Annotated in this window: 12 protein-coding genes and 1 other RNA gene; 5 read left to right on the plus strand and 8 right to left on the minus strand. The window is 47.2% G+C overall.

From position 1 onward, the window contains the following. Positions 1–26: 26 nt before the first annotated feature. Entirely contained in the window at positions 27–533 is a 507-nt protein-coding gene (locus NST83_RS16085) for a YpuI family protein (RefSeq protein WP_137063799.1), read from the minus strand. Positions 534–720: 187 nt separating this feature from the next. Between NST83_RS16085 and NST83_RS16090 the strand changes: the two genes are divergently transcribed. Beyond that, positions 721–2,604: a S8 family peptidase gene (locus NST83_RS16090; protein ID WP_342414905.1), complete on the plus strand. Its 1,884-nt coding sequence runs from the start codon at positions 721–723 to the stop codon at positions 2,602–2,604. Between the two features lie 63 nt (positions 2,605–2,667). Here the strand turns inward: NST83_RS16090 and NST83_RS16095 are convergent, their stop codons facing one another. Both NST83_RS16095 and NST83_RS16100 read right to left on the minus strand, forming a co-directional pair. Further along, the gene (locus NST83_RS16095) at positions 2,668–2,910 is read right to left on the minus strand and encodes a hypothetical protein (protein WP_137063801.1); all 243 of its coding nucleotides are present in this window, start codon (positions 2,908–2,910) and stop codon (positions 2,668–2,670) included. A gap of 87 nt (positions 2,911–2,997) precedes the next feature. Beyond that, positions 2,998–4,473, minus strand: coding sequence for a PLP-dependent aminotransferase family protein (locus NST83_RS16100; protein ID WP_342414906.1), 1,476 nt, complete (start codon positions 4,471–4,473; stop codon positions 2,998–3,000). Positions 4,474–4,703: 230 nt separating this feature from the next. Between NST83_RS16100 and NST83_RS16105 the strand changes: the two genes are divergently transcribed. The 4 genes from NST83_RS16105 (at position 4,704) to NST83_RS16120 (ending at position 10,390) form a co-directional block, all read left to right on the plus strand. Further along, on the plus strand, positions 4,704–5,114 hold the full coding sequence (locus NST83_RS16105) for a MarR family winged helix-turn-helix transcriptional regulator (RefSeq protein ID WP_342414907.1): 411 nt from the start codon (positions 4,704–4,706) through the stop codon (positions 5,112–5,114). 58 nt (positions 5,115–5,172) lie between these two features. Further along, complete coding sequence (locus NST83_RS16110; protein ID WP_342414908.1) at positions 5,173–6,936, plus strand: ABC transporter ATP-binding protein; 1,764 nt, start codon at positions 5,173–5,175, stop codon at positions 6,934–6,936. After that, on the plus strand, positions 6,929–8,779 hold the full coding sequence (locus NST83_RS16115; RefSeq protein WP_342414909.1) for an ABC transporter ATP-binding protein: 1,851 nt from the start codon (positions 6,929–6,931) through the stop codon (positions 8,777–8,779). The genes NST83_RS16110 and NST83_RS16115 overlap by 8 nt, the downstream gene beginning before the upstream one ends. 390 nt (positions 8,780–9,169) lie before the next feature. Further along, complete coding sequence (locus NST83_RS16120) at positions 9,170–10,390, plus strand: PLP-dependent aminotransferase family protein (protein WP_137063805.1); 1,221 nt, start codon at positions 9,170–9,172, stop codon at positions 10,388–10,390. A gap of 302 nt (positions 10,391–10,692) precedes the next feature. On the opposite strand, the gene rnpB is transcribed toward NST83_RS16120, so the two are convergent. The 5 genes from rnpB to NST83_RS16145 all read right to left on the minus strand — a co-directional run bounded on the left by rnpB (position 10,693) and on the right by NST83_RS16145 (position 14,487). Continuing rightward, an RNA gene (gene rnpB / locus NST83_RS16125) (RNase P RNA component class A) lies at positions 10,693–11,090 on the minus strand. Positions 11,091–11,167: 77 nt separating this feature from the next. Beyond that, positions 11,168–11,734: a flavin reductase family protein gene (locus NST83_RS16130; RefSeq protein ID WP_342414910.1), complete on the minus strand. Its 567-nt coding sequence runs from the start codon at positions 11,732–11,734 to the stop codon at positions 11,168–11,170. A 64-nt stretch (positions 11,735–11,798) separates the two neighbouring features. After that, on the minus strand, positions 11,799–12,914 hold the full coding sequence (locus NST83_RS16135; protein WP_137063807.1) for a Nif3-like dinuclear metal center hexameric protein: 1,116 nt from the start codon (positions 12,912–12,914) through the stop codon (positions 11,799–11,801). Further along, entirely contained in the window at positions 12,890–13,651 is a 762-nt protein-coding gene (locus NST83_RS16140) for a class I SAM-dependent methyltransferase (protein ID WP_342414911.1), read from the minus strand. The genes NST83_RS16135 and NST83_RS16140 overlap by 25 nt, the downstream gene beginning before the upstream one ends. Then, positions 13,648–14,487, minus strand: coding sequence for a hypothetical protein (locus NST83_RS16145; RefSeq protein ID WP_342417971.1), 840 nt, complete (start codon positions 14,485–14,487; stop codon positions 13,648–13,650). Before NST83_RS16145 ends, NST83_RS16140 begins: the two co-directional genes overlap by 4 nt. Between the last annotated feature and the right edge of the window lie 76 nt (positions 14,488–14,563).

Genomic DNA, 14,563 nt, shown 5'->3' on the forward strand with positions numbered 1-14,563 from the left:
ATTGAAAAAATCACCTGGCTAGATGCTTACACATGGGTACGGCGAGTCTGCATCCGGCGCTGAGTCAAATAATCGCTTTCATAATAAGCAAGATCATCGCGCAATTCTTCAAAATTTTTCGTAATGTCCATGATCACTTCGCGGGCGGGAGTTACTGGTGTTTTACGGAAGCGTATAGCATCTTGTCCCGTATAAGCGTAGCGTCCGTCCTCTGCGTAAGATTCATTTTTGGGATAAAAAAAGCTGTTCACGCAGTCATGGTAAACGTTATACAATGCCTTTTCCGCAAAATCCACGTCAAAGTTGGCACGGCGCAAGGATACACCCAGCTTTTCATAAGTTACTTCGGAAAAAACAAGGACATGGCGGAGATCCGACAAAAAGCCTTTGTAAAAGAGTACAGACTCCTCACTTCCATCCACAGCCAGTTCCGGCAGTGCATGCTCATTAAGAAATGCTTCCACCCGTTCCACGGCAGATTTCAGTTTCTCCTGCGCCGACTCACATAATTTTTGTACGTTGACTGCTGACATCAATGAAGCTCCCCCTTATTTGTTGCTTGTTCATCAATTTGGTTACCCGAAAATAGATCCTTCTTAAACGAAAGAGCTGTAATTTTCAGTATTTATCCTAACACAAATAAAGATTGAAAGGTATAAAAACATGCCAACCTTCTCACGCTAAACCATAAATTCATAAACTCCCAAGGAGGACGGTCCCATGTCTCGGCATAAATGGTTAAAACCTCTGATCGGAGCAGCCGCCGGGGTGCTTATCATCACCCTGATGCTGCCTTCCCGAGATCACCGCCACACACCACAGCCCGAATATGCGGCAAAAATGGTGCCACAGCAGGAAAAGCAGCTCAAAAAAGGAATGTTGGCTTTGGACTTGTCCGCTACGGATACCATCACCCGTATGGATGCCAGGCAGGATATTGAATACGTAATGCGAGAACTGAATGGTAAAACCAATGATCAGAAAAAGCATTTTGTCCGCAAGCTTCAGCAGTCGCACAGTCATCTTCACACGCTACAGTGGATCAATACACGTCAAGGAAAGAGCACTACCTACACAGGCAGCAAGGCACAACCCCGTCTACTTAATCACGTTCAAGTCAAAAACAGTCTAGATGCGGCTCGCCGTTCCGTCCTGCAAAACAAATCTTACGAATCCGCAGCCTTTCAGGTCGAGGGTCAAAAATATTTTGTCATGGCAGAGCCAGCGACTGACGGAACATACGGCGTTGCCGCGCTGGTCAGCCAGCAAGTGCTTCATGACGTGGAAAAGCATCAGCGCAAAAACCTGCGCCTGATTCCATACCCGAAGGAGGGCAGCTACAAAATCGAATCTGTACATCCCGACACACTGCATGATATTACCGTCAAGACAGGTCATGACAATGAAAATGCGAGCCATTATTTTGAAAATGAAATCGTCGTTCGCTTTCGCCAAAATCCTGATCAACAGCAATTACGCGAAATTGCAGCAGATTTGAACTGTGAGCCAGGCCGAAAGCTCGGTTATACGTATGTGTTCCATTCGAATAACATGAGCTTCAAAGAGCTACAGCAATATTTCTCGCAGAAGTGGAACCCGGTATATGCAGAACCTCACTACATGTATCTGACTAATAAAAAAACACCCGTAAAAGCGTCGGATGTCTCTATTCCGAATGACCTGCTCTTTTCCCGCTATCAGTGGAATCTGCCAGCCACCGAAACCAACCGGGGCTGGGCATTATCCAAAGGCAGCAAAAATGTCGTCGTAGCCGTCGTGGATACGGGAGTGGATATGGACCATCCTGATCTAAAGGGCCAAATCCTGCCGGGACAAAACGTAGTCAACCCGAAGGAAAAGCCTTACGATGACGTCGGTCACGGAACGCATGTTGCCGGCATCATTTCCGCGCTCGTGAATAACGGCGAGGGTGTTGCTGGCATGACATGGTACAACAAGGTTATGCCAGTCAAGGTACTCGATCAATCCGGCTCCGGTACCACATATTCCGTGGCAGAGGGCATTATATGGGCCGCAGACCATGGAGCCAAGGTCATTAATTTGAGCCTCGGCAATTATGCGCAAGCTGAATTTTTGCACGATGCGATTAAATATGCCTATGACAAGGATGTTGTATTAGTCGCGGCCACAGGAAATGATAATACGGAACGGCCCGGCTATCCCGCTGCCTATCCTGAAGTATTTGCCGTATCTGCCACAGACGCATCCATGCACCGTGCTTCCTTTTCTAACTACGGAGATTATGTTGACGTTATGGCCCCCGGCGCAAGCATAGCAAGCACATATCCAGGGAACCAATACGCTGCCCTCTCAGGCACTTCAATGGCCAGTCCGCATGTCTCAGCGCTTGCGGCCCTCGTTCGTTCCATCAACCCCGACCTAACGAACAAAGAGGTCATGGATTTAATGAGAAACAGCGTGATTGATTTGGGTACACCGGGGCATGACAAATATTTCGGATATGGCCAAATCGATGTATATAAGGCGTTGAAAGCAGCTCAACGTCCATATGTTCCTTTGCAGCTTTATCCACAGCATTTAGGTGACAAGATAAAATCTCTCTTGAAGATGCTGGAAACGTAAAGAGATTCCATTTGGGCAAAAAGCAGCCATGTACGCTCCATGGCTGCTTTTTTTTGTAATCTCTTAGCGCTTAGAGCTGCTACGTACCTGACGCTTGCCATTACTGCGAGTATGACTGCGGGTGTGACAGCAAGGGTCACCTGGATCCTTTACAGTCACTGGGAATACATGGTGTGGTACAGGTATAATGTGCGCTTGATTGATAATCTCAATCGGATGAACAACGGGAACAACTTGCGGATAAAATTGATGATTTACAAATTGGATCGGCGGGCACACGATCGGTTCGTTAGGGCAATGACTCATAATGTGCAACTCCTTTCGGTGAATTAGTACAGCATATTACGAAGGGGCTCCCAGTGATTGGATGATTACCCCCTATTGCAAATATCCTTACAAAATAGGCCTTCGTTCCATGATGACCGAGCGGTCAAGCAGTTCTCCCAGCAAGCGGCATAACTTGCGCAATCCTGCTTCGAGTGTATCCTTGGCCGTGTATGAAAAGGAAATACGAATATGATTACTTTCCATACCACCTGCATAACATACCCCTCCTGGTAAAAAGGATATGCCTTCACGATCAGCTAATCGTCCCAGTTGTGCGATATCAATAGCAGGCGGTAGTTTTATCCATATATTAAGACCACCCTCAGGTGCTTGCCAGGTGACTTCCGCAGGGGCAAAACGCTGGAGTGTGTGCAAAGCAGTTGTCAGACGGTCCTCCATTTGATCTCTTAATGAGACGAGATGGTTATCCAGCCTATGCCTGATAAAAGGTAATAATGCTTTTTGCGTCAACAAAGGGCTTCCCAGATCCGTAGTTGACTTGGCTGCCACAAGGCGGTTCAGCACACTTCCTGTAGCCACTACACAAGCGATACGACAGCCGGGAGCAACGGTTTTACTGAAGCTTTTAATATAAATCACATGTCCGGACAGATCATGCGCCTTGATGGGAAGCGGCGGCTTTGTTTTGTAGTACAGATCAGAAAACGGATCATCTTCGACGATCAGACAATGATAACTTTGCGCCAGATCCAGAAGTTGCATGCGTCTGACCGTCGTTAAGGTTATTCCAGTGGGATTATGAAAGGTAGGTATCGTATAGATCAGCTTTGGAGGATGAATGTCACAAAGGCGTGTCAGGATATCCATGCGCATGCCCTGCTCATCCATCGGAATCATGACCACCTTGGCACCTCGGCTGGTGAATACATCAATCGCACCCGTATACGTAGGAGCCTCCATATAGACGACGTCACCAGGACCAACGAACGTACGCGCCACAAGATCAATCCCCTGCTGGGCGCCACTTGTCACAAGCAGATGCTCTGCTTCAGTACGGATTCCACGTTCGCTCAGGTGAACTGCAAATACTTCCCTCAGTTCTACATCCCCTTCGAAGGTGCCGTAAACAGCCATCGCATCGGGATCTTCGGAGGATAAACGTCGGGTATCGTCAATGATTTCACGAGTGGGAAGAAGCTCTGGCTGAACTGCCGCAATATGAAATGAATAGGGAACCTGACGGCTATGATTAAAGTTTCTCCACAACTGTGCACGCGGCAAATAATCAATCAGCGACATTTGCCATGATAAATCCAGCGCCTCCTCACGATGCAATGACACAGAAGGCTCGGCTACATAGCATCCCTTTCCCTGTGTACACACCACAAGATGTATGGATTCGAGCTCCGCATACGCCTTGCTTACAGTTACAGGGCTAACGGATAGCAGACTGGACAAATGGCGGACAGAAGGAAGCTTTGTACCCTGAGGCAGCAGTCCGGACTGGATACGGTCCGCCAATGTTTTGGCAATTTGTACATATAATTTGACACTGCTATTGCGACTGAGTTCAATATGCATCGTAATCGTCCCTCCAGGATCTTGACCATTGGCTTCCATTGTAACATTCAATCACTTGGTAGACGACGCGAATCGGCCGAACGTGCTTCTTTTTCCAAGATCATCGATCCCATTCAATATATTCCCGTCATGGATGCTTCTTTTATTCCATTTTTTCTCGAATTGACTTTTTACCTGGGCATCATTATTATCTTATAGTATAAGATAAAAGCTAGAAGGTGTTGTGACCATTGGATTATAAGACATTAGCGACAGAACTATTCGAGTATATTGTCAAAAAGCACAAACCGTCATTAGAGGAGCGAGGGCACTACTCACGTGGTGAAATGGGGATTCTCATCTGTCTGAATTTAAATAAGGGCGGGGTTACCTCGGGCCACTTGAGCGAATACTTGTCTGTCAGTACGGGACGGGTAGCAACGGCGCTGAAGAGCCTGGAGAAGAAAGGTCTGGTTGTACGCCATACCGATGTCACCGACAAACGTAAGGTGATTGTATTCATTACGGATTCAGGCAAGCAATTTATGATTGACAAGTATAATGAAGGAATCGCCTGGACCGAGAGCATTCTTCGCAAGCTGGACGAACAGGATGCCAAAGAATTTATCCGACTCATTAAGCTTATTGTCTCTAAAAGTTGAATTCATATGTAAATTGCACCAAACACCTAAGATTTTCAGATAAAAGGAGAGCAACAGAATGCTGAAGATATTCAAATATCTCAAGAAAAATGAATGGATGCTCGTGCTTTGCAGCCTGGCTTTCATTGTTGTGCAGGTATGGCTTGATCTGAAGCTGCCTGATTATATGGCGGAAATTACGACCAAGCTGCAAACGGAAGGAACACCTATGTCGGAACTGCTGATTCCCGGCAGTTACATGCTGTTATGTGCCGTTGGCAGTATGATTGCATCTATTATTGTCGGCTATTTCGCGGCGAAGGTGGCGGCAGGGCTGGCCATGCGTCTGCGTGCGATGGTCTTTGATAAGACCTTATCCTTTTCGATGGAAGAGATGAACAACTTTTCGACGGCAAGCCTCATCACCCGCACCACAAACGATGTTACCCAGATTCAAACGATCGTTGCGTTAGGACTCCAGGTGATCATCAAGGCACCAATTTTGGCCGTGTGGGCTATTGTGAAGATTGCGGATAAAAACTGGCAGTGGACCGCCTCTACAGGAGCGGCCGTGGCTGTTCTGATCCTGATGCTAAGTGTTATTGTTATTTTCGCTCTCCCCAGTTTCCAGCGAATCCAGCGTCTCACCGATAATCTGAACAGGGTAACACGTGAGCATTTGACCGGACTTCGAGTGGTGCGCGCTTATAATGCAGATCAGTATCAGGAGCAGAAGTTCGAACAGGCCAACGTCGAATTGACGAATACAAACCTGTTTGCGAACAGGTTAATGGCGATGATTGGCCCGGGTATGACCTTTATTATGTCGGGTCTGAGTGTCGCTATCTATTGGATTGGCGCTTACCTGATTAACGGGACGGCCGTGCCCGACCGCATTGCACTGTTCTCCAATATGGTGGTGTTCTCGTCTTATGCGATGCAGGTGGTCATGGCCTTTATGATGGTTAGTATGATTTTCTTCTTGCTGCCTCGCGCTTCGATTTCTGCCAAACGGATCATGGAGGTATTGAACACCAAATCCAGCATCATGAACGGGCATGAGACGGCTGGAGAAGAGGGCGTTATGGGTCAGGTTGAATTCCGTAATGTCAGCTTCAAATATCCAGACGCGGAGGAGCCTGTGCTTCGCAACATTAGCTTTACGGCGAAACGGGGCGAGACGGTTGCCTTTATTGGCGCAACAGGCAGCGGCAAAACCAGCGTGATCAATCTGATTCCCCGTTTCTACGATGTGACCGAGGGAGAGGTGCTCGTGGATGGTGTGAATGTCAGAAACTATAAGCAGCAGGCACTCCATAACAAAATCGGGTATGTCCCTCAGAGAGCCGTGCTTTTCAACGGTACGGTGGCATCCAACGTTTCGTATGGCGATAACGGAAAAGAAGGAGCTTCGGAAAAACTCGTTAAAGCAGCCGTAGGGATTGCCCAAAGCACGGAGTTTGTCGAAAAAATGGACGGTCAGTATCAGGGACGGATTTCACAAGGTGGAGCGAACGTATCAGGCGGTCAAAAGCAGCGTCTGTCCATTGCGCGTGCCATCTACCGTCAGCCGGAGATTTATATCTTCGATGATTCCTTTTCAGCACTAGACTACAAAACAGACCGGATTCTGCGCTCGGCTCTCAAAAAAGAAACTGACCATGCTACCACACTCATTGTTGCTCAGCGCATAGGCACCATTAAAGACGCTGACCGAATTATCGTACTGGAACAGGGTGAGGTTGTAGGAAGCGGCACACATGATGAGCTGATGGCGAACTGCAGCACCTATCAGGAGATCGCTTATTCGCAGCTTTCGAAGGAGGAACTCGTACATGGATAAGAATGAACACACCGTCGACAGCCAGCATATGAAAACGAAACAGCGAGGTCCCATGGGTGGAGGTCCTGCGGGGGGCATGGGTGCTGGTGAAAAAGCGAATGATTTTAAAAAGACCATCAGCCAGCTTTTATCCTACATTAAGGCCTATGTGCCCATGATTATACTCTCTATGTTGCTGGCCCTGGTCGGTTCCGCCTTCAACGTCATTGGTCCGGGTAAGCTCAGCGATATTGCCAACCTGATCCAGGAAGGAATCGTAACAGGGGTTGATGTGAGTGCTGTCCAGAAGATTGTTCTTGTATTGGTGCTTTTGTATGGTTTTGGTCTTATCTTTAACTATTTCCAAGGCTTCATTACGGCGACCGTGTCACAGCGTCTTACAAAGAAGATGCGGACAGAGCTGTCCCGAAAAATCAATCATATGCCTTTGAAGTATTTTGATGCTACGAGCTACGGTAATGTGCTCAGCCGTGTGACCAACGATGTCGATACCATCGGACAAACGTTAAACAACAGTCTCGGCACGCTTGTCAGCGCGCTGGCAACCTTCGTAGGCGCCTTGATTATGATGCTGTATACAAACTGGATCATGACCTTTACCGGGATTGTAGCTACGCTGATCGGTTTTTCCCTGATGACCGTGATTATGAAGCATTCACAGAAATATTTTGTAGCACAGCAAGCGGAACTTGGCCAGATCAACGGTCATATCGAAGAAACCTATGCCGGTCATAACGTAGTCAAGGTATATAACGGAGAAAAAGCAGCCAAGGAAGAGTTCCATGGCATTAACAGCCGCTTATATACAAATGCATGGAAGTCCCAGTTCATGTCAGGCCTGATGATGCCGGTTATGATGTTCATCGGGAATTTCGGGTATGTCGCAGTCTGTGTCGTGGGCGCTTTGCTGGTGAACCAACATGCTATAACGATCGGAACTATTGTGGCCTTCATGGTGTATATTCGTCTCTTTACACAGCCCTTGTCACAGCTGGCACAGGCCGCAACCAATCTGCAATCGGCGGCTGCCGCCAGTGAACGTGTATTCGAATTTCTGGGTGAAGAAGAATTGGCGGATGAGAGCGACAAGACCAAGAAGCTGGACAACGCCAAAGGGGATGTCGAATTCAAACATGTCCGTTTCGGTTATAACCAAGACCGTATGATTATCAAAGACTTCTCCATGAAAGCTGAAGCCGGTCAGAAAATTGCCATTGTGGGTCCGACAGGCGCCGGTAAGACGACGCTCGTGAATTTACTCATGCGGTTCTATGAGCTGAACGACGGAGAAATCTATATTGACGGAACCCCGATCAGCCAATTAACACGTGAGAATATTCATGAATTATTCTGTATGGTGCTGCAGGATACCTGGCTGTTTGAAGGAACGATCCGTGAGAATATCGCCTTTTCCAAAGAGCATGTTACCCATGAACAGGTAGAAGCCGCATGTAGAGCGGTGGGGCTACACAGCTTCCTTAAAACACTGCCGCAGGGCTATGATACGGTGCTGGACGACAAAGCCACTCTCTCTGCCGGTCAAAAGCAATTGATCACCATTGCAAGAGCCATGATTGAAGATGCACCCATGCTCATTCTAGATGAGGCCACAAGCTCGGTCGATACGCGTACGGAATTGCTGATTCAACAAGCGATGGACCGGCTTACCGTAGGGAAAACCTCCTTTGTGATTGCCCACCGCCTCTCAACGATCAAGAACGCCGATCTGATTCTAGTCATGAAGGACGGTGACATTATCGAAACAGGTAACCATGAGGAATTGCTGGCTAAAGGCAGCTTCTATGCCGATCTATACAACAGTCAGTTTGAACATGCATCCTAATAAAAACCAGTCCCTAGTTGAAAAACAGGGTAGTAGCCACAAATAGCATATCAGGGTAAAAGAGTAAAGTGTCTGGAGAATCGCTATGAAGGCGATCCAGACACTTTTTTGTTATGCTCAAAAGCTGTCCGATGTCTGGTGGTTCAGCTTGTTTATTGAGTTTTTGTGGGGGATCTTGTTTTGCTGATTTTTATGCACATCTGGATAACCGGATCATTGCCGATGTAACCTTCCTTCCTCTAAGACTCAAATTTTTTCTTGGGGTCAGGTTTTTTTCGGCTTTCGATTAGACCAATCAACTGTTATATTCAGACGTTTACTGTTATACTTCATTATTGTTATAATACAATAAATTTCATAGTACAGTATAGAACACAGGAGATGATTGGATTGGAATACAAATTTTCGGGTATGGCTCGTACTCAGGGCTCGTCCATCGTTAGGGACATTTTGAAGCTGACACAGGGAACAGAAGTGTTATCCCTGGCAGGCGGTCTTCCGGCCGATGTCTTTTTTCCCGTCGAAGCTGTTGCTAAAGCCTATGAGCGGGTATTCCGTCTCAACGGTACTACCGCGCTTCAATACGGTCTAACCGATGGATATATTCCTTTACGGGAACGTCTTACATCCATGATGGCATCCCAAGGCATCTCCGTCACCAGAGATAACATCATCATGACGACGGGCTCACAGCAGACTATCGATCTGGTTTCGCGTGTACTGCTCGATCCGCAGGATACTGTATTGGTGGAGTCCCCTACTTATTTGGCAGCTCTTCAGGTGTTTAAGTCCTATGGTGCCAACATTGTAAGTGTAAATACAGACTCCAACGGTATGCAATTAGATGATCTAGAAGCGAAGCTCAAGGAATATCAGCCTAAATTCGTGTATGTCATCCCAACTTTCTCCAATCCAGCGGGGAGTGTATGGAGCATGGAACGCAGAGTAGGCGTTGTTGAGCTATGCCGTAAATACGGAACTTTAATTTTTGAGGATGATCCTTACGGACGTCTCAAATTTGACGAAAAACTTAACTTCCCAACCCTTTTATCCATTGACCAGCAGCAAGGTGAAGATAGTCATGTCATGTACACCTCAACGTTCTCCAAGACCGTTGCTCCTGGTGTTCGTTCTGGATGGCTGGTTGCTGATCAAGCGATTGTCAATAAAGTCTCGAAGGCTAAACAATCTGCTGATCTGCACTCCAGCAGTATCGATCAATGCGCTTTAAATGAGCTCTTGGACTTTTTTGATTTGGATGGACATATTCGTACCGTATCCAGCGAATATCACTCTCGTATGCTACGCCTCACAACGCTGATGAAAGAACGTCAATGGGAAGGTATTACTTGGAATGATGCACTTGGCGGAATGTTTATGTGGGTCACTTTACCCGAAGGCTTCCGTTCCGATCGTTTGCTGGAACTGGCCATTCAGGAAGGCGTCGCATTTGTGCCAGGACAAGTATTTTATGCTGATCTGAGCGGCAGCAACCATATACGGATCAACTTTACGCATACCGATCCTTCACTGCTTCCTGAAGCGGTTAACCGTTTGGATCGCGCATTGAAGATGTATACAGAGGAAAGATTGGAAAAAAGCGTGCGCTGATAAGGTTGGCAGGGCACGCACGCGAGAACGCTTCGCTTCTCCATATTCAAGTGCTCCGCTCCGCTGACTTCGTGCCGCATCCCCGCACGTTTTTACGGTAGAGAGAATGAGTAGATAAAAAACAGATAGACCTAAGTACACGCACGCTGCATAAATACGGTATACAAAAAAGGGTTCAAGCCATATATCCTGAGGGAATATGGCTTGAACCTTTTTTTGTTAAATACATTTGGATTACAGGCTTTTCATGCAAACAGGTTATTTACAAAATAAAATTCACTACATTTTAAATGTGTTGCAGTGGGGAAAGTTTTCCGTAAGCCGGGTTCTGTGCTATCGTGGTACAGACGGGAACTACCCTCCCACTACAAGCGACAATCATCTATCTAGGCCGAATATTGCTATCCGGCTCCAGCGACCAACCTAGACACGCCTCGGGCTAAGGCCGCTTCGCGAAGAAGCTGTGTCCCATTAGGTCTTGCTCCAGATGGGGTTTACCAGGAACGAAGTCACCAGCGTTCCTCGGGGTCTCTTACACCTCGGTTCCATCCTTGCCTGTGCCGCAAGCGGCCATCGGCGGTCCATTTCTGTGGCACTATCCTTCAACTCGCGCTGACTGGACGTTATCCAGCATCCTGCCCTATGGAGCCCGGACTTTCCTCTCGCGGTTTACACCGCCAGCGATTGTCTGTTAAACTTTCCGAACAACATTACATAGTATACAGGGAACGCACGCTCGACACAACCCTAAAAATATTGTAAATTAGCAAGCTTCCTTTATTTGTTCAAATAAAACGGGTGTACCTTCTTTTGTAACGTATCATCTGCCACAAAATAAGTAGAGCGACCCACGTATAAAGGAATATGAAGCTTACTAAATTCAGGTATGCCTTCATCCAGAAAGAGTTCATCGTCCCGGTAAGTTTGCTGTATCTCACCGACAATCCAATCATGATCTCCATAGGTATGAATATCTACCACTTTACACTCATAAGCAAGATAAGCATCCAGCAATACAGGGACATCCACAGAAATTCCGTCCTCATATGCAATCTCGAAATGCTGAAACTTATCTATATCCCTGCCGCTAAAGGAACCTACAGCCTGAATCCATTCCGATCTGTGGGCGGGCAAAAATTGAACACCGAAGCCTCCACTTTTTTCAATCAGACCATACGAATACGTTTCCTTCCGCAACGAAATGCCATACATGCCCGGTGATGATCCGATATATGTATGCCAGCCAGAGGCCATTACATTCTGCACACCGTTATGACGGGAAGTAACAACTGCAACCATTCCCGGATAGGCATGGATCGCAGGATCAGCAATTAAAGTTCGCATACAACCTCTCCTCTATGAACTAAAAATAATGACACATGTTCATCTTCTCATAGAAGTAAAGTTTTTACAAAAATTGAAAAGGCTCGGTATTCACCTGAGATACATGTACTTCTGTAGAGTATCGGCCTTCTTCCAACCGTTTGCGCATCCATTCTGCGGTTTTAGGCTTCATTATCTTCTCTGCGTTATGACCAGGGTCAATGAGGGCAATGCCAGCCATAAGGGCATCCTGAGCCGTGTGATAGTCGATATCACCCGTAACTAAGACGTCAGCCCCTTTAAAAATTGACTTGTTTACATAGCGACTGCCAGAGCCCCCGAGCACGGCTGCTTTTTTGATTGTACGTTCCAAGTCGCCCACTACACGTACATGCTCGACGTTGAAGCCTTCTTTTACATCATTGACAAACTCGCGTAACGTGCGGGCTTCCTTGAGCTTACCCACCCGTCCCAGACCAAATGTGCGGCCCTGCAAATCCATATGGTACAGGTCATAGGCTACCTCTTCATAAGGATGAGCTTTGAGCATCGCCTGAACGACTTTGTTGCGTACTCCCTGTGGCACAACCGTCTCTATGCGTACCTCTTCGCTGCGTTCCATTTTACCCGGCTCACCCAAAAACGGCTGTGTGCCTTCACCCGGCACGAAAGTTCCGTAGCCATCAATGTTAAAGCTGCAATGGCTGTAATTGCCGATATGTCCGGCCCCCGCACCCAGTACAGCATCCAACACCCGTTGATGATGTGTTTTCGGTACGAAAACGACAAGCTTGAACAATTGCTCCGTGTGGACATCTTCCAGCGTACCTTCACTTTGAATGCCCAAAGCTTCCGCCATCCAGTCGTTCATTCCGTCCTCCGCCGTATCCAGATTTGTGTGACTGACGTATACAGCAATATCGTTCTTAATGAGCTTTTCATACAGTCTGCCTGCAGGCTGATCCGTATTCAATGCTTTGAGTGGACGGAATATGATAGCATGATGAGCGATAATGAGGTCTGCCTTTATGCGGATCGCCTCTTCAACAACCTCATCATTGACATCAAGAGCTACCAGTATGTTTTTGATCTCTTTTTGCAGACTGCCCAGTTGAAGGCCGATTCTGTCGTCCGGAACGGCCAAATATTTTGGAGCCAACTGCTCCATATAGCTAATTACCGTTTGTCCTTTGGCAAACATGTAAGTACCTCCTCTAGCTGTTCAATTTGCTTGCGTAATTGTTGCTGCTTTTGCTGCGCCGATTCCTGCTCTGACCGCGCCAACTGTGCAAGCACATTTTGGAGCTTATGAATTTCCAGCTTCCATTTACGGAAAAAGACTTCATTGGGCTCTCTGACCAGCAACGGTCCAAGCTGTTCCAGCCAATTCTGCGTCAATACTAGCGAGCTACCGGAAAGGGCTAACGGTCGGTACAGTTCGCCCTGCTTCACAGGACTATCCGACACGGGTACAGCCGTCAAAACTTCGTATATCTTTCCGTCTTCTTCCATAATATGCTCGCCTGTCAATACCCATTGATGCTCGATCAGCCATCGACGCAAAATATCCTCGCCTACGTTTGGTTGTAAAATAAGCCGCTTCACTGAAGCCAGCTTGTCTTTCCCCCGCTCCAAAATGGAAGCGATTAAGGATCCACCCATGCCGGCTATCGTAATAATATCAACCTCATGGGCTATAATTACGGCCAAACCGTCGCCTTTTCTAACCGTTATGCGGTCAGCCAGGCCTGCTTCAACGACTTGCTTTTGAGCCGCTCGCAACGGCCCATCATTGACTTCGCCCGCCACAGCTTGCGTTACCCGACCACTGCGCACCGCAGCCACAGGCAAAAGCCCATGGTCAGAGCCAATATCCGCTAATCTGCTCCCGACAGGAATTTGTTCCATAATATACTGTAATCGTTGAGAAAGCTTCATGACGTCACCCACGTAATCCATTTTTTTCGAGTCCAAAATAAAATCCATACAACAATAGCCAACTTTAATAAGGCGTACAATACAACCTCTCCCGGCGCTTGAAGGCGCAGCACGATCATGTCTGCTTCAGGCATGAAAACCAATGTCATTCCGATAGCAAAATAAACCGAAGCCAGACGTGAAAAGCGGCGATGTACCCACCAGCTTAACCCTACAAGTAATGCTACATGTAAAATCCAAAATCCCTCAAGCATCACGTAAGAAGCTGTAGGCCAGTATCGCCCTATAAGCACTGCGTATACCAAAAGCAGTGCGATAAAACCACAATAGTGAAGCAACCCGATACGCAAGGTTAAGCCCACAAGGCACCATACCAGCCCACACAAACCGACAAGAACAAGAAACCAAAATTTAGGCTCACCTTGGTGAAGCTGAATAATCCACACACCTGAACCCAGCATAATCACACTGCCCAAGGTACTCAGCATGGTGCTCATGCTCTTTTCTGAAGAATGCCAAACGGCGGCCACTCCATAGCAGATCCCGGTTATTGCACATGCCGAGAATATTTGCATTGCCAACGGAAAAGCGGTAAAATAAAAACCGATCAAACAAATGCAGGAAATAATGACAAAACCAAGAAGCCAGGCGATTCCATGCCCGTTTCTAAGATATGTAAGTAGCCCGGTGCTACTGTGGCTATGGCTCTGGGACGGATTTTCGTCCTCCCGGTAGAGATTAGACAAAAAATCGCAATATTGCTCAGGGAGCAGCCGACTTCGCCGCCAATGCTCAATTTCATGTAACAGTATTGCCCGTTTTTTCTCCTGGTCCAAGCTTTTCCCCTCCACCAAGGTTGCCATGGGATAAAAAAGACCTCCTGCGCGCTTCAAGCCGCAGAAGGTCCGCAAT

Source organism: Paenibacillus sp. FSL R10-2782 (genome assembly GCF_038592985.1).
GTDB classification, from domain to species: Bacteria; Bacillota; Bacilli; order Paenibacillales; family Paenibacillaceae; genus Paenibacillus; species Paenibacillus terrae_C.